The sequence below is a fragment of the Bradyrhizobium sp. Leaf396 genome, from assembly GCF_001424605.1.
Lineage (GTDB): Bacteria > Pseudomonadota > Alphaproteobacteria > Rhizobiales > Xanthobacteraceae > Bradyrhizobium > Bradyrhizobium japonicum_C.
In genome coordinates, this window is the sequence record NZ_LMQJ01000032.1 from 19291 (window position 1) to 40959 (window position 21669).

Consider the following 21669-nt stretch of genomic DNA (forward strand, 5'->3'; position numbering starts at 1 on the left):
AGCGGCGTTCCCAACGAAATTGGCTTCATATGCACCGAGGTCAAACGGGTACAAACGCGTGCAGTTTAGTCTAAATTGGAGTGCACGCGTTCGCGCTTCATCTATTTGCGAGAATTAGGTAAGCTGTGGAAACGTCGAAGCTATCTGTTTTCCTTGGCGCCCATTCAAGAAATGCGTGAGCTGCCACGATGTCGGTCCGATGGCGAAGAACAAAGTTGGCCCCGCGTTCAACGGCCTAGACGGCCGCAAGTCGGGCTCGGTCGCGGGCTGCAGCTATTCGGATGCGAACAAGAACTCGGGCATCACTTGGGATGAGTCCAACTTCCTCGACTACATCAAGGAACCCAAGGCCAGGGTACCCAACACCAAGATGGCGTTCGCCGGCATCAAGAACGAGCGGAAGCCAAGAATCACTGCGCCTACCTTGAGCAAAAACGACTCCGACGGCAAGACCAAGTAGTAGCTGTCGTTCCAATCTGTCCGCGCGGCGCGCATCCCGGTCAGCCGAGGATGCCGTTGCGCGGACGTGCCCAAGCCAAATTAAACAGGCGGCCCATGCGTACTTGATCGCTTGGAATAGCGATTCCATCGTTGCCGCGACAGCCGAAAAGCCGATGACCGCCAGGATCAGAAAGATCACGTCGCCGCAGACAACTCCTGTTGTGACCGCAAGGCCAGCCTTGATCCATTAAACAAGTGTTCTCGAGACGACGACAGCGACGCCTGATCCCGACAATTGCAAGCAGAAACATCGCGCCACTAACTTACTTCTATCATAAGCGATCTACGCACTATCTGGCGACAATCTGTGCGGATCAGAGTGCTCTCTCGCGGCCATGCTGGCCGCGGACATAGCTGCGCGCGGGTTTTTCCGTCTAAGGTTCCCGTAAGGCGTCCCAGGCGGCTTGCGCCAGCACTTCGCGAGCTTCCTTCAGCGACGGCGTCCGCGATGCCAGCCAGCGCTTCACATAGTGGCGAGCCGGCCCCTCGATAATCGCCATGATGTAGTCCGGGGCGATATCGCGCAGTTTGCGCGCCCTAATCTTCTGAAGAAACCATGCCGCCACTTCCGGCATGAATTCCGCATTCTTCCGTTCGATCTCGGCAGCATAGCGCGTCTTTTCGAGATAGTCGCGCGCTTCGATCAGGAAGGAGACCGCTGCCGGGTCGGCTTCCGCACAGTCGAAATAGGCCCGCACCAGAGCCTTGGCGCCGTCGGCGGTGGTTTCGGCCCGGCGAAGGCGCTCCCGAGCTTTGGCGAAGAACATGTCCATCGCTTCGAGATAGAGCTCGGCCGCAAGCCCGTCCTTGCCTTGGAAGTGCTGATAGAGGCTCGCGACGCTGGCGCCACTGCGGCTAAGGATATCGTCGACGGTCGCGCCTCCGACGCCCGATGCCGCGAAACAGGCGCGTCCCGCATCCATCAGGTCGTGTCGGCGCTGGCCGTGGGCCGCTCGCGGGCGCGACGATTTGCTCTTCTTGACTATCATATAGAATGGTATTATATAATAATATTATATATCTGCATGGGTGCCTCTCAATGCTCACTATGGCCGAGAAATCCACTGGAAACCAGACGAGATGGCGGTCATGAACCCCGCCACCATTGAACAGCATCGGCGGCCGCCGTCCGCACTCGCCTTCATGACGCGGGCTTTACTGCGATTTCCCCGCCTTCCGGTACGACCGAAATTCCCGCTCCTTGTCGAGCGCTGGACCGGGGTTCGCATAGGAGGAAGCCACGAGGCAAGCTTTCATCAGGCGACCGGCCGAGATGCCCGGTGTGTGCTTTACCCGCACGTGCTCGGCTTCCGTTTGCAGATGGCCTTGCTGACGCATCCGGCATTTCCCTTGCCGATTTGGAACGCGTTACAAACACGCAACCGCCTCGTCAGGCACACCCCGCTTGATCACGGCTCCGAATACGATTTCGAAACCGGCATCGGCGGGCATCGCGAGGTCGAAAAGGGCATTGAGGTCGACCTCCACACCCGGTTGGTAAGTGGCGACCGCTGCGACTGGGAAAGTACGATCACATATTTCTATAGGGGACGTTTCGGCCCGGCAGAGGTCAACTGTCCGCAACCTGCGTTGCCCGACCTCTCGGCAGCCGTCGAGGTTGCAAAGTTTCAAACGCCCGGATCCGGTCGCTGGGCATTCGGCGGATTGACGGGCGACTACAATGGCATCCACCTGTGGCGCTGCTATGCGCGCCGGTTCGGTTTCCCGACAGCCTTCATGCATCCGCAGCGCGCGGCAGGCCTCTGTCTTGATCGTCTCGGGCAACTCGGCGGCGAACCGGGAACGCTCATCTTATGGATCAAAGGTCCGGTCTTCTATGACGCCGATGCCATTCTCATCGCCCTTCGCAAGCCGGATGCCCTGGATTTCGGACTATCGCTTGCAGGTGATGCCCGCCACGCCCTCATGGGGTCGTGGTCAATCGCAGCATGACTGTCCTGTCGGGCACGGGATAAGCTGGCTGGCAAGCTGTAGCTGTGCGTCTTAGTTAGGATGCGACAGGGACGTTCATCTGGGTTCCGTCGTCGGTCCGCGCCGACGGGCTTGGCGGCAAGAAAGTGGCACTCGAGCTGCCAATCAAGTCCAAGAAGGATCGATTATGCTCCCTCGCCTTCCCCATTGACGCGTCCTCCAGGAGAGTCGTTCGAGCAACCGGTCGCGCAACACCAGAAGGTGATAGACCGCGGCACCTACGTGCAACACCACGAGGGCGAGCAGTATACGGGCTCCGATGCCGTGAGGGACGCGCGGACGAAATCTCTTAAGATCCGGCAGCGGACCCGGCGCGCCGCCGAAGCTGCTCGCCTGCACCCGACAGCGCGACACGCCGATCCCGCTTGCCACATGACGACCGGTAGGATGACGAGCAGCACGTGCGCGACTTGGGCGATGGTGCCCTTGATTCCCACTGTTCGAAGTCGAATCGGGCTTGATATCAGCCAGCCATGGATCGGCGCGATGCTGTCGCGTACAAAGGGCACCGGGCCTTCGCAGCCTCTGACCGGCGCAATGAACGGTGCAGGCGACAGGGCGATCACACGAAGCCTTGGCGTCAGACCTCCACGCTCTCGGCCATGTGCGCCGGCATAATCACGCTTCTGATGTCTTCTGCCCCCGTGCTGCCCCTTCTGATCTACAATGCTACTGGCAGCGCGCCGCTCCGCTTCTACTATCTGGAGCAGCGGCTGCCGGCGAGCGGCGAGTTCGCCGTCTTCAAGCCACCTCCCGGGTCGAGCTCCTGATCATCGCGCACCAGCCACCGTCATGGGCATACCTCCACTTGATCCTGGCCGTGCTACGTAATCGTGCGCGCTGGCGCCGCCATGGGGGAGCGCCGAGGCTTTGAGGTCCGCGACTTCATAGTAACGACGCCCGGACGTCGGTCCTCCTCATCCGCCATGCTACGACGGAACAAGGCTGGTTATATCCCATTCCCTCATCGCTGCGGGGCCGCGAATGACGCCGAGTCGTCCGCCGAGACCGGCGCTGGCGGGCGTAGTGGAGAGGCAACGGTGCCGGTCTTGGCGGTGATCACGACGGTGCCGAGATCTTCTGCGCGCTCTGCGCCTTCGCCGTGTGCGCGGACGCCATCATGGCGACCAGCACGACAACGCCGACGACGCCGACGACGCGCGTCGTCGTTCCGATTGCCGTCTTCGCCCCGATCATTCACTTGCCCCTGCATTCATGGTTTCTTCTTCAGCATTCACGCCGCGCACGTCGCGTCGGCCTGTCCTAAAGCGCCGCAGGGCGAGGCCGCTCTGCACGGGCCGCGAAGCTATTTGCGGCATTCGCGAAGAAGCTTGTGCTGGGAGCAAACGATGCATCTGTTGCGAGAGATTCTAATTTGCAGGCGCACTCGCAAAATCAAGTGAGAGAAATTCTAAATTTGGCGCGAGATCGAGCGCGTGGCCGCGCCAGCTACGTGTCTTCTACCCGCGCTGGGCAGCGCTGGTTTTCAGCGCTAAGCGAAGCGCCTTGGGGCGGTCGGCGGTTGAGAGGAAGCCTGCTAGATTCGACCATTTGATGTACTGAAAGGCCTTCGACATGTGTCCCGTCGCCCGCTGATCAATCGGCCGCGTCCTGCGAATGAGAGTTGTTTGCGCCAAAGCAAAAGGTCGGGCCGGACGCTTTTGTATGGTCGCTGCCGGTCGAGAAAGCCTGCTTGCCATCGAGATCAAATCCGAAAGGTCGGCGTCTAAGTACGGATCGGGGGGTGGGATTTCCCGTGTCGCGGTTCGACGTGCGATGGCGACCTTCCATTTCTTGAAGAACGTCGGACTGCATCGACGCGCGGGACACCGGCATCATGCCCGACGATCGAGCGGACAGGGGATAGCGATGAACGTGGCCGGGCATATAAAAGACAATGACATGATCCAGGCGATCCGGTGGATCGGCCGGCAATTACCGCTGCGGACGATGGCACTTGCCGCTCTGTTGTCGTCGGCCAGTCAGGCATGTTTCGCGCAATCGGCGACGCCCGGGTCGGCCATTACGCTCGATCCGATCGTGGTCGAGACGCGACAACCCCAACGGTCCGTCGTGCGCCAGCAACGATCGGCGACTCGGCGTGTACCGACTGCTGCCGTTACGCCTTCGCCAGCGACGCCTTCGGTACAACCCGCGGGCGTAGTCCGCCAGCGGTTCGACATGCTGCCCGGCGGCGTGGCCCTGATGACCCAGCAGGATATCGCGGATCACGGCAACCCGTCGCTGGCCAACAGCCTAAGCGGCATTCCCGGATTGATCGTGCAGAACTTCCTTGGCGCCAACGACCAACCGCGGATCCAGATGCGCGGCGCCGCCCAGCAGAATCCAGCAGAGCGCGGCGTTCTGGTGCTGCAGAACGGCTTGCCGATCAATCGCGCCGACGGCTCCTTCATCATCGGCTTCGCCAGTCCACAACAGGCCGATTCGATCGAGGTATATCGCGGTTACATGGCAAATCGCCTCGGCGCGACGGTCTTGAGCGGCGCGATCAACTTCGTGTCGCCGACCGGTTCGAGTCAGCCGGGCACCCAGATCGGCGTCAGCGGCGGCAGCTTCGGCCAGATCAACACCTCCGGGCAGGTCGGCGGCAGGAAGGACGATGTCGATGCGTTCTTTCAGTTCGAGACCAGTCGACGCGACGGATTCCGCGACTACAATTCGTCGGAGCGCGTCGGCGTCAACGGCAATCTCGGAGTCGCCCTTTCGGAGAACGTTAAGACCAGGTTCTTCATGAGCTATACCGATCTCGGCTTCGACGTGGCCGGCCCGCTGAACAGGGCGGCGCTATACGCCAACCCCAGGCAGACCGCCGCCGGTCCCACGGTGGTCGGAGGCGTCGCGATCAATCCCGGCCCCAACGCCGTGCGTGACAAGCCGCGGCGCGAGGCGAGCCAGTTCATGGTCGGCAACCGCACCACAGCGGTGATCGATGCGCATCTGTTCGATCTCGCGTTAGGTTACACCTACACCGATGACATGTTCCGGTTCCCGATTTCATCGGGCGTCCGCGCCACTCAGGGCGGCGACTTCACTGGTGTGGCGCGCTATGCCTACAATCCCACTGCGGCGCTGCTGCCGTTGTTCGAGACTACCGCGCAATACACCGTTGGTTCGGCCGATCGCTTCTACGCGTTGAACCAGAGCGGGCAGACCAGCGCGCAGTTCGGCGCCAACCTGTTGAACGCCCAGACCCTGTCGCTGTACGCCGGCGCCAACGTCCCGGTCTGGAGGCAGTTTGTGGTATCGCCCTCGATTTCTTACGCCTACGCGACCCGCGACAACGACGACATTTACGGCTCCGCGCGCCGGCCGACGATCGCGTACAACCCGGCCAATCCGACTGCCTTGCTACCGAACGGCTCGGTGGCGACCCAGGACACCAGCTACTCGCGCCGGTACGCGGGCTGGAGCCCGAGTCTGGCCATCAGCTATCGGCCGGATGCGGTGCAGACGTTCTTCGTCGCCGGCAGCCACAGCTTCGAGCCGCCGACCCACGACGACCTGATCGCGACGCTCAACGGCACGCCGAACTCGAGCGCGGGACGCCCGTCACCGGGCAATCCGGCGCTGGCGGCGGCGGCGTTCGCGACGCCAAACCTGCGCGCGCAGACGGCGAACACGGCGGAAGGCGGCTGGCGCGGCCGGACCGATCGCTTCTCCTGGGATGCGGTGACCTACTATTCGTGGGTCGGCAACGAACTGCTGACGCTACGTGACGTCACTGGGGCGCCACTGGCGGCGGTAAATGCCGACCGCACCACGCATTTCGGCGTCGAACTCGGCACCGGGATGAAGTTCACCGACCGGCTGTCCGGGCGGCTCGCCTACACCTATCAGGACTTCCGCTTCGTTCGTGACTCGGTGCGCGGCAACAACCGGCTTGGCGGCGTGGTGCCGCATCTGATCTATGCGCAAGTGCAGTTGCAGGCTACCGACGCCTGGATGGTTCAGGGCGCGGTGCGCTGGAGCCCGACCAAAGTTGCGGTCGACAACATGAACACGCTGTACGCCGATCCCTATGCGGTGGTCGACCTGCGCACCGAATACAAGATCGACAAAACCTTCTGGGTGTTCGGCGAGATCACCAACCTGTTCAACAAGACCTATGCGGCGACCGCGCTGGTGGTCGACCGGGCGACGTCGGATCAGGCCGCGTTCCTGCCTGCCGACGGCAGAGGCTTCTACGCCGGCATCAAGGCCAAGTTCTAGAAGAGTGAACATCGAGTTCGACATGAGCAAGCACGCGCGTGCAGCGGCGATGCCCGTCGCCATGGTCCTGTCCACCCCTGCGGCGGAGCCGATGATCGTCAAACACTTCTTGAATCGGTGGAACGGCAGTGGCGAGAGCTCGATCGACCGCCAGGAACGAGCGCTTCGACAACGTGCGAGAGACCGACGCTGCTCGATTCGCGGCGGAAGACCAGGAGATGATCCGGTGGGTCGCCAAGAGGTTGATATTCGTCTGGAACTTCACCGACCAAGACGACAATGTCTCCCGCGCCGGGTTCCTCGCCGGCGGCGACACTTGGCTGAAGGCGCTCGACAAGGCCTGCGTCAGCTGAACGCCCCTGCGAGCCTCATCGGAATGAACACAGGAGGCCCGCAACTGCGACCACAGGCAGGCCAATACGCCGACCCGGCAGATGCAATCAGCCCAGCGCGAATGATGTCGCAACTCCACCCAGACATGATGACGAGCGGACGTGGAGCGTACCGATGACAGCCCCCGTTTCTCGTCGCGCCTTCGTTGCCGCAGCCTCCGCGTTCGCCACAAACCCCTTGCTGCGCCAGCCGGTATTGGCGGCATCGCTGCGAGAGACCACGCTGGCCGGGCCGCCGGCTGGCCCATCGATCATACTGGCCCACGCGGTCGCCACCGGGTCGCTGTCGTTTCTTGCCGACAAGGCCAAGTTCCGAGCATGGCGCGACGTTGACGAGATGCGCGCGGGGCTGACCTCGGGTACAATGCCGCTGGTGATCGTGCCGACGGCGGCGGCGGCGAACCTCTACAATCGCGGCTTTGGCATCCGGTTGGTCAACGTCATGACTCACGGCCTGCTGTTCCTGATTGCCGCCGATCCTTCCCTGACAACGTTTCCCGCGCTCGCGGGCAAGCGGCTGGCGGTGCCGTTCCGCAATGACACGCCGGAGTTCCTGGCGAACATTCTGCTGCGCCATCACGGCCTCGATGATGGCAAGGATATCCAGGTCAGCACCACCGGCACGCCCCTCGAGGCCATTCAGTTGCTGCTTGCGGGTCGAATCGACGCCGCGTTCGTGCCTGAGCCGGCGGCCACCGCGGCGATCTTCCGTGGCAAGCTCGCCAACCGCCCGGTCCATCGGGCGATGGATATCCAGGTCGAATGGGCGCGGGCGGTAGGCGGGCCGCCGATCTTGCCGCAGGCGGGACTCGCTGTACTCGACACGTTCCGCGCCGCGAACGAGAGCCTGCTACCGCGGCTGCAGCAGGCGCTGGTAACAGCCACTGCCGAAGTCAACGCTGCCCCTGCGGTGGCCGCTGGCCATTCCGCCGCGCATTTGGAGCTGCCGCTGCCGATCATCCAGCAGTCGATTCCGCATTCCAAGCTGGTCGCGGTGAGCGCGCGCGAGGCGCGGGCCGATCTTGAGCGGATGTTCACCAAGGCGGCCGGCGCTGACATGGCGATGATCGGGGGGCGGCTACCCGATGGCGGCTTCTATCTGTGACCGCAGCGCGTTACATCGCCGATCGCTTGCTCGCCGCGGTCCGCTTCCTGTGGGGCGCCTGGGCCGGGCTCGCCGCGCTGGCCATGCTGGCCGCACTTTGGCAGACCGGCCACGAAGCGTATGGCGACTTCATCCTGCCCGCGCCGCTGGCGACGCTGGCCGCTGCAGCTACGATCCTGACCGCGCCGTCGAACTGGACGATCGCCCTCGACACCGTGCGACGCGCGCTGCAGGGGTTTGCGATGGCGACGCTCGCCGGGCTGACAGCCGGGCTGATTGCCGGGTATTCGGCGGCGACGATGCGGCTGGCGCGCCCCCTCATCACGGTGATTCTCGGCGTGCCGCCGATCGCCTGGATCGTGCTGGCGATGATCTGGTTCGGTCCGACCGACGGCACCGTGCTGTTGACCATCGTGATCGCGGCGTTTCCGCTGATGTTCGCCGGCGCGGCCGAAGGCGTCGCCGGCCGCGACCGCAGCCTCGACGACATGGCCAAGGCGTTTGGCGCCGGCGTCTGGCGGCGGGTAACGACGATCGGACTGCGCCAGGTCGCCGCCCAAGTATTCCCCGCGACCACCATATCGCTCGGCACAGCGTTCAAGGTCGCGGTCATGGCCGAACTGCTTGCTAATACCGGCGGCGTCGGCGGGGCGTTGGCGCGCGCCAGATCAAATCTCGACGTGGCGGCGGCCCTGGCCTGGATCATGATCGTGGTCGCGGCGCTGATCGCCGTAGAATACTGCGTGTTGCATCCGATCCGCTCGGCGTTTGAGCGCTGGCGCGAAGCGGCGCGACCTTGGGGAGTAAAGCGATGACCGCGTTGACGCTCGCCGGCATCGGCCACGCCTATCTCGGACGCACCGTGCTCGACAATGTCGAGCTTGCCGTGGCGCCGGGCGAGGTGGTTGCGCTAGTCGGGGCGTCCGGATGCGGCAAGAGCACGCTGGTCCAGATTGCGGCTGGGATCATCGAGCCGATGCGCGGGCGCACGGTTCGGTCCTATGCGCGCCAGGGCATGGTGTTCCAGGAGCCGCGGCTGATGCCGTGGGCGACCGCGGTGGACAATATCGCCTACCCGTTGAAGCTTGTCGGCGTCCCGTATGGCGAACGCCGGGGGCGAGCACGGGCCGCCGCGGCGCGAGTGGCGCTCGCGGCAGACGATCTCGGCAAGTTTCCGGTCGCGTTGTCGGGCGGCATGCGTCAGCGCGCGGCGATCGCCCGGGCACTCGTTGTCGAGCCGGATTTCGTATTCTTCGACGAACCGTTCACCGCTCTCGATCAGGCGCTCAAGCGCCGCATGCAGGATCTCGTGATCGAGGCCGCTACGATGCAGGCGTTCGCGGCGCTGTTCATCACCCACGATCTGATCGAGGCGGTGCGGATTGCGCACCGAATCGCGGTGCTTGATCTCAACGGCCGCGGCGTTGCGGGCGAGCGGACCTTGCCCGGCGTCCCGGGAATGCGCCAGGATCGGGACATATTCGACGAGGTGCAGAGCTTCCTGCACGACGATCCGCTGTTCTGTCACATCAACGACGTCGACGAACGGAGAGAGGCATGAGCCGGTCGAGACGAGGGTCATGAGAAACTATCCGATGTCGCTGCATCGCGTACTGGGCGATGAAGGGTTTCGACTATTCTTTCCGTTGGCGGCGCTGCATCTGGCGCTGTGGCCGGTGCTGTGGACAACGGTCCACGGCGGCGACCTGCCTCTGGCGCGGGCGATGCCGGCCGGACTGTGGCATGCGCAGGAAATGCTGATCGGCGGCTTTGGCGCAGCGCTGCTCGGTTTCATAACCACCGCGGTTCCCGAGTGGACCGACACACGCCCGGTCCGCCACACCAGGCTGTTCGTGCTCGCTGGCCTTTGGGGCGGGGCGCGGATCGCCGGCCTGCTGGGCGCCGACGCGCTGACGCCGGTCGCCGCGCTGCTCGATGCCGCCTGGCTGACCGCGCTGCTGGTTCATCTGCTGGCAGTGTCCTGTTACAGACGAACAACGCGGCTCCTGGCGTTCGCTGGCTGGATCGCGGCGCTGCTGACGGCGGCCCTTATCATTCGCTACGCATTCTGGACCTCGGACGCGGCGCTGGCGCAGACGATGACGCGCGTCGGCACTTTGCTGTGGTGCGGCATTCTTGGGCTGGCGCTGGCGCGCATCACCGTGCCGGTCACAAATCTCGTACTCGACCCGAGCGAACAGAACTCGCCGTACCGGCCACATCCGGGACGGCTTAATCTCGGGCCGGGCCTCGCCGCCGTCGCAATCGCGGGTGAACTCAGCGCGCTCTCGCCGGCAGTCTCCGGCTTCCTGTGGGTCGCTGCCGGCGCGGCGTTCATGGATCGGGCCAGCGAGGCGTTCGTCGGTCGGGAGATGTTGCGGGCGGAGATCCTGTCGCCGGCAGGCTCGAGCATATTGGCCGGGGCTGGGCTGATGCTGATCGGCGCTGCCCGGCTCGGGCTGCCGTTTCCCGAAGCCACAGGGCTGCACGTCATCACCATGGGCGGGCTCGGACTTGGAGTGATGGCGGTGTTCAGCATCGCCGGGCTGATGCATGCCGACCGGACGCTGCCGTTGGGCCGCCTCGCGAAGACGGCCATGGCCGTTCTGCTGATCGGGTTGATGCTGCGGCTCGCGCCGGATCTCGGCTGGCTCACGCCGCCCGGTCCGGCGCACGGCCTTGCCTCGTTGATCTGGGCATCGGCGTTCCTGATCTGGCTGAAAGCCTATTGGCCGCTGCTGTCGGACCCGGCGTCGATCGGCTCATAGCAATGTGAAAGGATTCTCGACATGCCGATGCTGGTGAAGCCGCGCGGCTGGGCGATGTCCTCTTTGTTCACTGGCGGATTTCGGCCGTTCTTCCTGTTCGGCGCGCTGCACGCGGCTGCGATGGTGGCGCTGTGGGTGCCGTGGTATCTCGGCTTTGTCGCCCTGCCGAGCGCGTTTCCGCCGGTCGCCTGGCACAGCCACGAATTGCTGTTCGGATACGTGCCGGCCATCGTGGCGGGATTTCTGCTCACCGCGGTGCCTAGCTGGACCGGGCGACGGCCGTCGAGCGGCTTGCCGCTGATCGCACTGTTCACGTTGTGGCTGACCGGGCGGGCGGCGATAGCGCTGTCGAGCCTGTCGTCGCCTGGCGTTGTCGCCGCGCTCAGCCTTGCGTTTCCTTTGGCGCTGCTCGCTGTGATCGGGCGCGACATCGTCGCCGCGCGCAATCGGCGCAACCTTAAGGTGCTCGCCGGGATAGGGGCGCTGGCGCTGGCGCAGGCACTGGTCCACTACGAAGTCTGGCGGTACGACCGCTCCACCTACGGCGATCGCTTCGCCGTAGCCGCCATCGTCATGCTGATTGCTATCATCGGTGGCCGAATTGTGCCGGCGTTCACTACGAATTGGCTCAGGCCGCGCGAGCCCGGGCCGCTGCCGGCGCCGTTCGGCCGGATCGACGCCGTCGCGGCGATCGTCGGCTTCTTCGCGCTGCTCGGCTGGGCCGGCGCACCGCTGCTGCCCGTGGCCGATCCAGTTCTGGCCGGGCTGTTGCTAGTTGCCGGCGTGCTCCACCTCTTCCGGCAGGCGCGCTGGTATCCGCAGCGCGCACTGGCCGAGCCGCTCGTCACTGTGCTCCATGCGGGCTATGCCTTCATCCCTCTCGGCTTCCTGCTCGCTGGATTCGCGCATTGGACAGGCGACCGGGCAGCGGCGACTGCTGCGATCCACGCCTGGACGGTCGGCGGCATCGGACTGATGACACTGGGGGTGATGACGCGGGCGACCCGCGGTCACACCGGCCGCCCTCTCACCGCGTCGGCCGGGACGGTCGCGATCTATCTGCTGATTGTGAGCGCGGCGCTCGCGCGCATTGTCGCGGCCCTTTCGCCGGAGACCACGTTCGCGACCCTCAGCCTCGCTGGCGCGGCCTGGATCGCCGCCTACCTGCTGTTTGCCTTGCTGTATGGGCCGATGCTGTTGCTGCCGCGGAAGGGAGCGCCGCGGTAGGTTGTCGCGCTGCCGCGCTCGATTTGAAGCGCATCAGACTGCTTCCACTAGGCTAATTGTTAGCGGGATAGTGCGCTAAGCTCAGCACAAACGAACTGCATCCGAAAGTTGCTTTCAGTCGGGACTTGTTGCAGCGCAGCCAACTGGCTGGAAACAAAGTCGGCCAAGCTCGGCCGCTGCGCTTGTAAGCTATTGCTTCGCATTGCCTTCCAAAGCGGAGCTGCCGAGAGTCCAAAATCAGCGAGGGCTGCGAACTCCATCAATCTGGCTTTCCCGACGGCTGCGAAACGGCTCGTTCGGCGGAGCTCGATACTCACATCATCGGGATCAGCGAGTGAACCGTGAGCATTTTTTCCGTCTCCCTAGAACTCCTAGCCCAACATCGACTTTTCTGCGGCTTCCTACCTCGGATCGGCAACTAAGGTTCGAAGCACGATCCTTGTCGCTCAGCAAAGACAGACGTATGCTGCCAAATCAAGATCGAACTAGTACTTGTGTCTGATTCGAGATGTTCAAGGCGCTGTTGACTAGTGGCCTCGGTCGTCATGACGGTGCTCACAGGCGCACTGCGCAAATCGATTGAAGTGACATTCATCCGATCGCCTCTTGCCGCGAATGTTGTAGAATAGGATCCGTCTTGCATGGACGCTCGAAGCTTTGACATCGATCAAATCCTCTCGGACTCGTGGGATCGCAAGCTCGCGCAGGATCTTGTCGCTGCGTCTGCCTGCAGGCGCCGTAGCACCCCATCTGCTTTTCGCCAAGCCATGCCCGCTTACGACGATGTGATTGCGGAGCGGAAACCATCAGACGACGATTGAACGATCATAGCGCCGACGACTTCCTGCCCGAGCGGACATTGCCGATCCAGACGAGTTCAAGAGATCCTGTGCATGAAATCCAAGCCCCGAAAGACGCGGCCTGGAGGCAACCCATCTCGCGAGAAACCTCCTCTTCGACTCAACAATCTCCAGAGCAGCCTTCTCTCCGAACCCAACCAGCCACTGCATCGTCGAATTCCGGTCTAAGGCCATTTCGGATTCCGATGTCACCGATGTCGTGGTCTTCCGAAGACCATTCTCTGATGTGGACGCTGCCGTCGACATGGATGTCCCCGACCAGATCGTCGTTTCAGACACCCATCGATGGAGAAACGATCCTTCAACGCTCTGCCGGCGGTGGGTTGGACATCCAGTCCGCACTATACGTCGCCGCGCCCAGCGAACGACAGCGTCGATGCCGTTACAGGTAGGCTTGGATAATCCTCGAAAACGTCTTCGGCGCTTTGGCCACCGCGGAGGTACGCGAGAATGGTTTCGGCAGGCACGCAGATACCGCGAACGACGGATCCCCGCTCATGATGGAGGGATCGCTAACGACTTCAGCCTCTATGGTCGGGTGCGATGCTCCCATTTGAGCCTCTCCACAAGCACTTGGGTGCGTACTCATAAAACTTGCCGTTAGGAGCAGGTGCATCCTATGTTCGCATATCCTAACAGCGGCGCGAAAGCGGACGTTATCGGACTTCCGAGAAGGAGCCAGCAGCGGAAGTACGGGGGCTGAGAATGAAAAGGCCGCCCACTTAGGCGTCCTCACTTGTTTTTGGGCTGTTTCGAGTCACAGGTCGGCCGCGCGCGTTCTGCCGCTTCCTTCCTGTGTATTTCGTCCAGTATCTGTTCCAGGCTCTTTTCCTTGTCCGGCATTCTCTCATGATAAGCCGGAAATATTGGTAATTGATGAATTGCCAACTGAGGTAGCGTCAATTGTAGAGCCTGCGCAGCATCTTAATGATTTCTCGGTACTCCTCAACGGCTTCGTGGACCAACTCGCGAAGCTCGCGGGACCTGATCGCATTGATGCCCCGCTCCATCTCTTTCAATGCGGCCTCTGCCTCGGTCAACGTCTTCATCCCAGCCTCCTGAAGGAAGGGGCGACCCCGGAGTGCCTAGGAGTCCGGGGTCATAACCTCAGTGACGTCATGGCGGCGCCGCTCGGGGCTACGTTGGCTAATCTATGAAATCTTTATTGAGCTGCCTTGAGGCAGCTCAAAACACGCGGAACACCTCCACCACTCAGACGCGGGTCTTCCTCCGATCTCCGTGAACTTGGCGCCTTCCGATCGTTTCGCTGGTCGATCGGCGCCTGAACCGGGTCCTTGCCCGGGGGGCGCGAGGCCCGTTCCCCCAAGGTCCGGCGATTCTTTGCGATGGCGCAACGACCTCGCTCGACCTCGGGATACCGTGGCTCGCGTTCGATCGGAGGGCGCGAAGACGTTTTAGGCGCAGTGCCCACGCGAGCGCCAGTCGCCGGCTGCATCGCCGATGATGAGCTCCTGAGATACGACGGAATGTCAGGCTTCATCTGCGCGACGAATTGAGAAGGAGATCGCCATGACCGAATACCTGGATGTCGATGTCCGCCCGATCCTGCGCGGCGGTGGCGAGCCGTTCTCGGTCATTATGGCCGCGGTCGGTCGACTCCGGCAGGGGCAGGGCCTCCGCCTGCACGCGCCGTTCAAGCCGGTGCCTTTGTTCGCCGTCATGGCCGACAAGGGCTTCGCTCATTCGACGAGCGAACTCGAAGGCGGCGAATGGGAGGTGCTGTTCACGCCTGCCGGAGCCAAGGCGGAGACCACATCGGTTGCCGCAAACAATTCCCCCTTCGCCCCTTGGCCCGAGCCTGTCGTGGAACTCGACAACCGCGACCTGGATCCGCCCGAGCCCATGGTCCGGATCCTCGCAGCGGCGGAAAAGCTGGGGCCCGGCGAGACGCTGTCATCCCTTCTTCGACGGGAGCCGGTCTTCCTGTTCCCTCAGCTCGAAAAACGCGGCTTTCGCTGGCTCGGTGGATTTCACCCTGACGGCGCCACCTACGAGTTGACCGTGAGGGCGCCATCATGATGGGCCAGTTGGCCGAGGACATCCGCGACGCGCTGCGCGTCGTGATCGATCCTGAACTGGGCGAGAACATTGTCGATCTCGGTTTGGTCTACGATATCGCGGTCGCGGATGGGGCGGTCCGCATCACGATGACGGCGACGACGCCGGGGTGTCCAGCGACGTCCTTCCTGAAGGAAGGAGCGCGTACGGCGGCGTCGACCGTTCCAGGGTCGTTTCCGTCGACGTGGCGATGACCTTCGAGCCGCCTTGGACTCCCGACCTCCTCGAACAAGCGGTCCGGGCCTCGCTCGGCTTCGCCGCGGTGAACTGACGCTTCCCATGGCCATCACCATCGAGATCAACCACGCGAAAACGCGTGCCAAGGCCGCGGCGGCAGCCGGACTGCCGGTCGTCCCGCAGGCCGTCCGAGGTCCGATCCGAAGGATCAAATGGGCCATCCTGCTGCTGACCCTATCGATCTACTACGTCACCCCGTTCGTTCGCTGGGATCGCGGACCGAACGCACCGGACCAGGCGGTGCTGCTCGATTTCGCCAACGGGCGCCTCTACGCGTTTTTCGTCGAGATATGGCCTCAGGATCTCTATCTGGTCACCGGCCTCCTGGTGCTCGCGTCGACCGTCTTGATTCTTACAAATGCGCTTGCGGGGCGCCTCTGGTGCGGGTTCGCATGCCCCCAGACGGTCTGGACCGATCTATTCCTGCTCGTCGAGCGCGTGATCGAGGGCGGCAGGCGCCAGCGTCTCAAGAACTTCGGAGCACCCCTCACGCCGAAGCGGGCCGTCCAGTCCGCGGCGAAGCACACGGCGTGGCTTCTGATCTCCCTGGCAACGGGTGGCACGCTGATTTTCTACTTCACCGACGCGCCGGACCTGCTGCGCGACTTGGCTGCCGGCAACTTTTCCGCCAACGCCCTTACCTGGATCGCGGTGTTCACGGGCACGACGNTGCGGGTTTCGCGCGCGAGCAGGTCTGCACCTTCATGTGTCCTTGGCCGCGCCTGCAGGGTGCGATCTGGGATCCGGAGGCCTACACCGTCAACTATCGGGACTATCGCGGTGAGCAGCGGACCTCCGCGAAGAAGGCCGCCGAGTTGCGCCTGCGGGGTGAGACGGCGGGAGATTGCGTGGACTGCGGCCAGTGCGTCGCTGTCTGTCCGATCGGGATCGACATCCGGGAGGGGCCGAACTTCGCATGCATCAATTGCGGCCTGTGCGTCGATGCCTGCGACGGCGTAATGGCGAAGCTCGGACGCCCAAGAGGCCTGATCGATTACGAAAGCTGGGCTAACATCGAGCGGGGCCGCAGCAACGAGTCCCCTCGCAACCGTCTTCTGCGGCCGAAGACCGTCGGCTTGACGGCGGCCTGCCTTGCGTTGGCGGGAACGATCGGGGTCGGGTTCGCGATGAGGACCACCTTGACGTTGTCGGTCCAGCACGATCGTGATCCCGTAGCTGTCCGGCTATCCGACGGGTCGTTGCGCAATGCCTACACCGTGAAGCTGCTCAACAAGTCAGCGAGCCCTCATCGCTACACGCTCTCCGTCAGCGGCATCGATGCAAGGCTCTCCATCGTGGGCAGTGATGGTATCGCTCCGATCGAGGTCGCCGCCGACGCCTCGGAGTCCTTACGCGTCACCTTGACGGCGGCGGGCGCCGAGCAGAAGGACGTCGTGTTCACCGTTCGGGACGAGGCCGGCAATACGCTCTCCGCCACGGACCGATTTGTCGAGCGGTAGCGTCCCGGGAAGTCTGCCTGGAGTGCACGGCCGAACGTCTGGATGTCATCTTCGCCCAAGCTGCCGCTGGCTGCTATTCGAAGACCGGCAAGGGGCAGACACGCTCTTTGTGCCAGAACAACGACGACGTTCTTACTGGTGGCAACTTAATGGGCTCCAGACCGGCAAGGGAGAACGCAATGCGACAGTTACACAAACTCGGGTGGCGTAGACGCAAGCCCGATCTCGAGCGACGGCTCCTTTTTGTGCTGATTGCGTGCTTGCTGCAAGAGATGCAGACTGGGCACCCCTAAGTGTTGCCTCGCCAATCGAGGCTTCACTTTAGCCCAGTGGGCAGGGCGAGCCCGAAGGCGCCTCTGCGAAGCAGACCAGTCTCTTCCTGCCTTGGCCAACTTGCGGCCTAAACAACCGGCATCGACGGCGGTCGAGACCATACCGGCATGTGAGGACGTACGCGAGCAAGTGCGCTTACCCTACTTGCCTGCTTTGGAGCGAGGAATCTCCTGAACGACTTCCCTGTCGTGCACCCCGCTGTGGAGCCCGGACAGCTATATTCACCATTGCCGGCCTCGTCTGGAGCTCATAGCGCCCTCGTCGCCAGAATGGTCGCACGGAATGACTTGCGAAGGACGATCCAGTGAGAAGTCCAACAAAGTCTCCCCTGTCATTAACTGGCTTGGACCGACGGGCACTTCAAGCCGAGCTCGAAGCGCACGCGAGCGGCGAGCTAACAACTTATGCTCCGGCGCTTCGCAGCTGCGTCGACGTCCTAGTCGTCGGCGGCGGCAGCGCGGCTCTATGTGCCGCCATCGCTGCACGTCAATGCGGCGCGTCGGTTCACGTGATCGAGGCAGCGCCTTCAATTCTGCGGGGCGAGAACGCTCGTCATGCGCGCAATTTCCGGATTGCGCATCAGCAGCCGACTACGTTCGTGCCCGGAAAGTACGGTGAAGAGGCGTTCATAGGCGATATCTTGCACGTGACGCGCGGAACGGCTGACCGGGAGCTGACCGAAATCCTGGTCCGCGAATCTGCGGAGACTACCGATTGGCTTGTCGAGAATGGAATCCATCTCGAGCGTAGAGATCACCGCTGCCAGAATGTCTCAAATCGGACCGCCTTCCTTCTCGGCGGGGGAAAGGCCATGATGAACGCGCTCTACGCTGCCGCAATCCGGCTTGGCGCGACAGTCTGGCACGGCAGCCCCGTGATTGAACTAGATCTGAGCCAAACCGAGTATTGCGTGTCCTTCGTTAGTCGGGGAGGCGTAGTCCGCCACGTAGCATCGAAGACCATCGCTATATGTGCTGGTGGCAATCCGGCCAATATCGAATGGCTTCGAGAGGAGCTTGGGGATGCTGCGAACGGTCTCGTGATCCGAGGCACGCCTTACGCGTTGGGTGACCTGCTCGTTCGTTTGCTCGCGTGTGGCATGCGCTCCATAGGAGAGCCGTCGCATTGCCACATGGTTCCCTTCGATGCGCGAGGCCCCAAGTTCGACGGTGGCGTCGTGACCCGCGTAACTGCAATTCCACACGGCATAGTTGTCGATCGAAATGGTCTGCGAATCGCGGATGAGGGCGAGGACATCGGCAAGATGCATTTCTCAAAATGGGGAGTACGTATCAGCCGCTGTCCCGACCAGATCGCCTATCTGATCCTGGATCTTGACGGGTACATGAAGACAGCTCCTTCGGTATTTCGTCCGATTCAAGCTGATGACGTCGGTGACCTTCCAACAAGCTGCAACTCGATTCTGCAGTTCTCAACAGTACCGTCAATCGCTTCAACGCAGCCCTCGTCGCATCGGCCGACACGGAGCCAGTGGAGCGAGCCACCATCGGACTGCTGCCACCGAAGTCGTGTTGCGCGAACCCATTGAGCAGACCGCCGTTTTTCTGTTACCCACTGCGACCAGGGGTTACCTTCACCCATTTTGGCGTTGCCATCGCCCCTGACACCCGGATACTGCGGGCCGACGGCACCGCTTCGAGTCGCCTTTTCGCCGCCGGCGCGATCATGGCCGCCAATGTGCTTCGTGAGGGCAACCTTGCCGGCCTCGGCATCACCATCTCCACTGTGTTCGGGCGGATCGCCGGTCGTGCCGCTGCGTGCCAAGCCAATGCCTCCCTTCGCCGCCAGTCGGAGTAGCGCGTTAAGTAGGTGCCGGCGTTTGGTCTCGCGGCCCGGATGGCTTGCCATTCGGTCAGCTTTTGTAAGTCGCCGCCGACACGCGTCAGGGCAACCCACGGCGCCGGTCGCCCCCATTTCTGCATGCCGACGCTTGGACGTTTGGCTATCAGGCTATTTTCCGGATCGTGTGATTCGAGCTTCGTGGCCTGACCCTCTCGAGGGGGGGGCGGTGCGGCATCTCGCGACCGGGGCTTCCGCGTGCGGGACTCGGTTTCTCCGCCTGAGCCGGCGGACCTGCAGTCGAACGCCCGCCAAAAGCTTCCCGAATTTGTGCCTACACAAATAGCCCGGACTGGAATGGGTTGATGATGCAGAGGAATGGGAAGACTTACGTCCGATCGCGTCTTGGTCTTTGATCGCGCTGTGTGAGGACGGTCCTCGCCCTCATGGTGCAAATTGATCCACATCATGACATGCAGCTAGAGATCATCGAAAGTCAGCAAGAAAATCGGGCAGCAGGAGAAACCATGACAGCGCCTACTCCGGTTGATTTTCAGGTCGCCGGCGACATACCGGCGTTCAGCGGACTGAAGCTGCAGGCGCTCTCCGTTCTTCTGGCGGGGGCCAGCGTCTTCAATCTTCGTCCCGGTCACGCGCTGTTCCGCCAGGGCGAGCCGGCGCACGCCTTCTTCGTCATTATCGACGGCTGGATCAAAATCTATCGTGTCACGCCGGCCGGCGACGAAGCGGTTCTCAACGTCCTGACCAAGGGTGAGAGTTTTGCCGAGGCCGTCACCTTCACGTCCGGCTGTTATCCCGCTACCGCGAGCGCCGTGACGCCGGCTCGCGTCATGCTGATCCCTGCGGATCACGTCATCAACTGCATCCGCGATACGCCCGACATCGCGATCGCGATGATCGCATCGACCTCGCAGCATCTGCACCGCATGGTGCAGCAGATCGAGCAACTGGTGGCCCAGAGCGCGACGCAGCGCGTGGCGGAGTTCCTGGCTTCGCTGGCCGACCGCACCCGCGGGCCGTGCACGATCACGCTTCCGTACGAGAAGTCGCTGATCGCCGGCAGACTTGGCTTGAAGCCGGAATCGCTTTCTCGCGTTTTCGCCAAGCTGCGCACGGTGGGCGTCGACGTGCGCGCCTCGAGGGTCGTAGTGCGCGATATGGCGCAGCTCTGCAAGCTGGTGGCTTGCGACAGAATTAGCGCGCGCTGCCCCCTGAAGCCCAGGATGCCGTGTCCGGAGCCGGCCGTGCCGCAAGTGGTTCAGTCCGAGATGAATCCCTGACGCCCGAACAAACCATTTTGCGCCGGGACGAAATGAAGCGGGTCTGATCGCAATCGCAATCGCCGCGGCGAGTCGCATTGCTTGAGGTAGGCCCAGAGATTCTTGGCTTCCGCCTCGTTCTTGATGCCGGCGAACGCCATCTTGGTGTTGGGTACCTTGGCCTTGGGTTCCTTGATGTAGTCGAGGAAGTTGGACTCGTCCCAGGTGATGCCCGAGTTCTTGTTCGCATCCGAATAGCTGCAGCCCCGCGACCGAGCCCGACTTGCGGCCGTCTAGGCCGTTGAGCGCGGGGGCCAACTTTGTTCTTCGCCGAACCTTCCGACGCCGCCAGTGCACCAAGGGCAAGTCGCAACGGCTCCGCATTGTCGCGCGACACCAGCTCCACGGCGACCCCCCTCGCGCAGCGCGATCGCCCGCTGCTCGCCGAGGTCGACGAGGACGCGTGCAGAGCCTTGTCTCGCCAGAAGCTCCGCGGCGCGATCGGTGACGTAGCCCTGGCCGAGGCCGTTGAGCGCCAGGGGCCGGCCCTTGCTGAGCGAGATCGCCTCCGGCGCAAGCTGGATCTTCCGCCAGTCCACTCCTCTCGCGTCCGCGCAATCATCGCGCCCGGCGGCAGCGTGGTGCGCGTGCCATCCGCGAACCAGTCGACATGTGCCTCCCACAGCGCCTGCACCGACGAATCGAAGTCCCTGCGTGAGGTCGGCGGTGCGAAGCGCAGGGTGACGGCGCGCTGTAGATCGGCGCTCGGCTCGGGCAGGGTTCCGTCGCGATTGAGCCGGCGCAGCTCCGATTCAGCGCGGAACAGGCGCAGCGCGCCTTCAATGCGCTCGACCTCGGCTTCGACGATCGCGGCGGATTGTCGTGCGGCTGCGCGTCGCCGCCGTTGAAGGGAATGCTGGCGTCCGCCTCCATTGCCATGCCGCACCATTCGAATTCGATCGGCGAGGGACGCGCCGGTCCTGCAAACGCGACGACCGTGGCGCTCGCCAATGGTGATGGCGCGGTGGCGGGCCGGATGATCAGGCGAGGTGTCAGTCCTCATGACGACCTCCTCATGACGGCAGGGTCGGAGCAGGCTGCGGCAACGGTTGGCGGCGCGAAGCGCGCTTCTCAAGTGCGGCAGATGTCTTGGTCGAAATGATCTGCCCAAGCGGATGGATCGCCTTCGCCGTGCAGCGACGCGCGCTGACGTGACATTCGGCGCCGCATTCGCGGTAGCGCTTGAGCCATTCGAACATCCGCATGCGGGCCGGAATCGCGAGCGCCGCCCCGAGCAGGCACAGATAGCGGCAGTAGAAGCGCTCACGAAGAGGCCGGCGCGCAGCAGCAATCCCGCATAGAGGTCGAACGGCCATTCCCGCAGGAACTTCATGTTTCGTGCCGG

The 21669-nt window shown here is 63.2% G+C and carries 18 protein-coding genes and 7 pseudogenes; 17 read left to right on the plus strand and 8 right to left on the minus strand.

All coding sequences use genetic code 11. The features are described 5' to 3' along the window. Positions 1-163: 163 nt before the first annotated feature. A pseudogene (locus ASG57_RS24515) lies at positions 164-460 on the plus strand (c-type cytochrome); the annotation flags it as partial. A 42-nt stretch (positions 461-502) separates the two neighbouring features. Here the strand turns inward: ASG57_RS24515 and ASG57_RS40135 are convergent. Both ASG57_RS40135 and ASG57_RS24520 read right to left on the minus strand, forming a co-directional pair. Next, positions 503-685, minus strand: a pseudogene (locus ASG57_RS40135) (LysE family transporter); the annotation flags it as partial. Positions 686-875: 190 nt separating this feature from the next. After that, positions 876-1424 carry a TetR/AcrR family transcriptional regulator gene (locus tag ASG57_RS24520; protein WP_162250082.1) on the minus strand — a complete coding sequence of 183 codons (549 nt, stop codon included), beginning with the start codon at positions 1422-1424 and terminating at the stop codon, positions 876-878. A 166-nt stretch (positions 1425-1590) separates the two neighbouring features. Here ASG57_RS24520 and ASG57_RS24525 point away from each other — a divergent pair, with 166 nt between their 5' ends. Both ASG57_RS24525 and ASG57_RS38095 read left to right on the plus strand, forming a co-directional pair. Beyond that, entirely contained in the window at positions 1591-2454 is an 864-nt protein-coding gene (locus ASG57_RS24525; protein ID WP_155248805.1) for a hotdog family protein, read from the plus strand. 668 nt (positions 2455-3122) lie between these two features. Next, positions 3123-3263, plus strand: a complete 141-nt coding sequence (locus ASG57_RS38095; RefSeq protein WP_155248804.1) for a hypothetical protein — start codon at positions 3123-3125, stop codon at positions 3261-3263. A gap of 289 nt (positions 3264-3552) precedes the next feature. On the opposite strand, the gene ASG57_RS38100 is transcribed toward ASG57_RS38095, so the two are convergent. After that, the gene (locus ASG57_RS38100) at positions 3553-3690 is read right to left on the minus strand and encodes a hypothetical protein (protein ID WP_155248803.1); all 138 of its coding nucleotides are present in this window, start codon (positions 3688-3690) and stop codon (positions 3553-3555) included. Between the two features lie 705 nt (positions 3691-4395). Between ASG57_RS38100 and ASG57_RS24535 the strand changes: the two genes are divergently transcribed. From ASG57_RS24535 to ASG57_RS24565, 7 genes are all read left to right on the plus strand, one after another. Continuing rightward, the gene (locus tag ASG57_RS24535) at positions 4396-6723 is read left to right on the plus strand and encodes a TonB-dependent receptor family protein (protein WP_028146145.1); all 2328 of its coding nucleotides are present in this window, start codon (positions 4396-4398) and stop codon (positions 6721-6723) included. A gap of 128 nt (positions 6724-6851) precedes the next feature. After that, complete coding sequence (locus tag ASG57_RS24540) at positions 6852-7076, plus strand: hypothetical protein (protein ID WP_024343352.1); 225 nt, start codon at positions 6852-6854, stop codon at positions 7074-7076. A gap of 154 nt (positions 7077-7230) precedes the next feature. Then, entirely contained in the window at positions 7231-8220 is a 990-nt protein-coding gene (locus ASG57_RS24545; protein WP_024343351.1) for an ABC transporter substrate-binding protein, read from the plus strand. After that, a complete protein-coding gene (locus ASG57_RS24550) occupies positions 8217-9035 on the plus strand; it encodes an ABC transporter permease (protein WP_230646877.1) in 819 nt (272 codons plus the stop codon). The genes ASG57_RS24545 and ASG57_RS24550 overlap by 4 nt, the downstream gene beginning before the upstream one ends. After that, positions 9032-9781, plus strand: coding sequence for an ABC transporter ATP-binding protein (locus ASG57_RS24555; RefSeq protein ID WP_024343349.1), 750 nt, complete (start codon positions 9032-9034; stop codon positions 9779-9781). The genes ASG57_RS24550 and ASG57_RS24555 overlap by 4 nt, the downstream gene beginning before the upstream one ends. 19 nt (positions 9782-9800) lie before the next feature. Beyond that, positions 9801-10988 carry an NnrS family protein gene (locus ASG57_RS24560; RefSeq protein ID WP_051160788.1) on the plus strand — a complete coding sequence of 396 codons (1188 nt, stop codon included), beginning with the start codon at positions 9801-9803 and terminating at the stop codon, positions 10986-10988. Between the two features lie 21 nt (positions 10989-11009). Further along, positions 11010-12215 carry an NnrS family protein gene (locus ASG57_RS24565; RefSeq protein ID WP_024343347.1) on the plus strand — a complete coding sequence of 402 codons (1206 nt, stop codon included), beginning with the start codon at positions 11010-11012 and terminating at the stop codon, positions 12213-12215. 1201 nt (positions 12216-13416) lie between these two features. On the opposite strand, the gene ASG57_RS40140 is transcribed toward ASG57_RS24565, so the two are convergent. After that, on the minus strand, positions 13417-13548 hold the full coding sequence (locus tag ASG57_RS40140; protein ID WP_080655018.1) for a DUF433 domain-containing protein: 132 nt from the start codon (positions 13546-13548) through the stop codon (positions 13417-13419). A gap of 426 nt (positions 13549-13974) precedes the next feature. Beyond that, positions 13975-14124 carry a hypothetical protein gene (locus tag ASG57_RS38815; RefSeq protein WP_196232448.1) on the minus strand — a complete coding sequence of 50 codons (150 nt, stop codon included), beginning with the start codon at positions 14122-14124 and terminating at the stop codon, positions 13975-13977. A gap of 481 nt (positions 14125-14605) precedes the next feature. Between ASG57_RS38815 and ASG57_RS24570 the strand changes: the two genes are divergently transcribed. From ASG57_RS24570 to ASG57_RS24595, 7 genes and pseudogenes are all read left to right on the plus strand, one after another. Beyond that, complete coding sequence (locus tag ASG57_RS24570; RefSeq protein WP_024343345.1) at positions 14606-15115, plus strand: DUF2249 domain-containing protein; 510 nt, start codon at positions 14606-14608, stop codon at positions 15113-15115. After that, a pseudogene (locus tag ASG57_RS24575) lies at positions 15112-15425 on the plus strand (metal-sulfur cluster assembly factor). Before ASG57_RS24570 ends, ASG57_RS24575 begins: the two are co-directional and overlap by 4 nt. Before the next feature lie 8 nt (positions 15426-15433). Then, positions 15434-16060: 4Fe-4S binding protein (locus ASG57_RS39405; RefSeq protein ID WP_244490945.1), on the plus strand; the 627-nt coding region annotated here is incomplete at its 3' end. A gap of 35 nt (positions 16061-16095) precedes the next feature. Further along, complete coding sequence (locus tag ASG57_RS39410; protein WP_244490946.1) at positions 16096-16851, plus strand: 4Fe-4S dicluster domain-containing protein; 756 nt, start codon at positions 16096-16098, stop codon at positions 16849-16851. Positions 16852-17488: 637 nt separating this feature from the next. Continuing rightward, positions 17489-18373 (plus strand): annotated as a pseudogene (locus ASG57_RS39415) (FAD-binding protein); the annotation flags it as partial. Between the two features lie 221 nt (positions 18374-18594). Next, positions 18595-19002 (plus strand): FAD-binding protein, encoded by a 408-nt coding sequence (locus ASG57_RS39420; protein WP_230646879.1) that lies wholly within the window; start codon positions 18595-18597, stop codon positions 19000-19002. Positions 19003-19511: 509 nt separating this feature from the next. After that, positions 19512-20285, plus strand: a complete 774-nt coding sequence (locus ASG57_RS24595) for a Crp/Fnr family transcriptional regulator (protein WP_024343341.1) — start codon at positions 19512-19514, stop codon at positions 20283-20285. A gap of 53 nt (positions 20286-20338) precedes the next feature. Here the strand turns inward: ASG57_RS24595 and ASG57_RS39425 are convergent. The 3 pseudogenes from ASG57_RS39425 to ASG57_RS38105 form a co-directional block, all read right to left on the minus strand. Beyond that, positions 20339-20670 (minus strand): annotated as a pseudogene (locus tag ASG57_RS39425) (c-type cytochrome); the annotation flags it as partial. A gap of 82 nt (positions 20671-20752) precedes the next feature. Beyond that, positions 20753-20947, minus strand: a pseudogene (locus ASG57_RS40145) (hypothetical protein); the annotation flags it as partial. A gap of 477 nt (positions 20948-21424) precedes the next feature. Next, positions 21425-21669 (minus strand): annotated as a pseudogene (locus tag ASG57_RS38105) (hypothetical protein); the annotation flags it as partial.

Excerpts from the sequence above, each read along its gene's own strand:
- ASG57_RS24520 (WP_162250082.1), bottom strand. The coding sequence starts at position 1,424 with ATGGATGCGGGACGCGCCTGTTTCGCGGCATCGGGCGTCGGAGGCGCG.
- ASG57_RS24525 (WP_155248805.1), top strand. The coding sequence starts at position 1,591 with ATGAACCCCGCCACCATTGAACAGCATCGGCGGCCGCCGTCCGCACTC.
- ASG57_RS38095 (WP_155248804.1), top strand. The coding sequence starts at position 3,123 with ATGTCTTCTGCCCCCGTGCTGCCCCTTCTGATCTACAATGCTACTGGC.
- ASG57_RS38100 (WP_155248803.1), bottom strand. The coding sequence starts at position 3,690 with ATGATCGGGGCGAAGACGGCAATCGGAACGACGACGCGCGTCGTCGGC.
- ASG57_RS24535 (WP_028146145.1), top strand. The coding sequence starts at position 4,396 with ATGATCCAGGCGATCCGGTGGATCGGCCGGCAATTACCGCTGCGGACG.
- ASG57_RS24545 (WP_024343351.1), top strand. The coding sequence starts at position 7,231 with ATGACAGCCCCCGTTTCTCGTCGCGCCTTCGTTGCCGCAGCCTCCGCG.
- ASG57_RS24555 (WP_024343349.1), top strand. The coding sequence starts at position 9,032 with ATGACCGCGTTGACGCTCGCCGGCATCGGCCACGCCTATCTCGGACGC.
- ASG57_RS24560 (WP_051160788.1), top strand. The coding sequence starts at position 9,801 with ATGAGAAACTATCCGATGTCGCTGCATCGCGTACTGGGCGATGAAGGG.
- ASG57_RS24565 (WP_024343347.1), top strand. The coding sequence starts at position 11,010 with ATGCCGATGCTGGTGAAGCCGCGCGGCTGGGCGATGTCCTCTTTGTTC.
- ASG57_RS38815 (WP_196232448.1), bottom strand. The coding sequence starts at position 14,124 with ATGAAGACGTTGACCGAGGCAGAGGCCGCATTGAAAGAGATGGAGCGG.
- ASG57_RS24570 (WP_024343345.1), top strand. The coding sequence starts at position 14,606 with ATGACCGAATACCTGGATGTCGATGTCCGCCCGATCCTGCGCGGCGGT.
- ASG57_RS39410 (WP_244490946.1), top strand. The coding sequence starts at position 16,096 with ATGTGTCCTTGGCCGCGCCTGCAGGGTGCGATCTGGGATCCGGAGGCC.
- ASG57_RS24595 (WP_024343341.1), top strand. The coding sequence starts at position 19,512 with ATGACAGCGCCTACTCCGGTTGATTTTCAGGTCGCCGGCGACATACCG.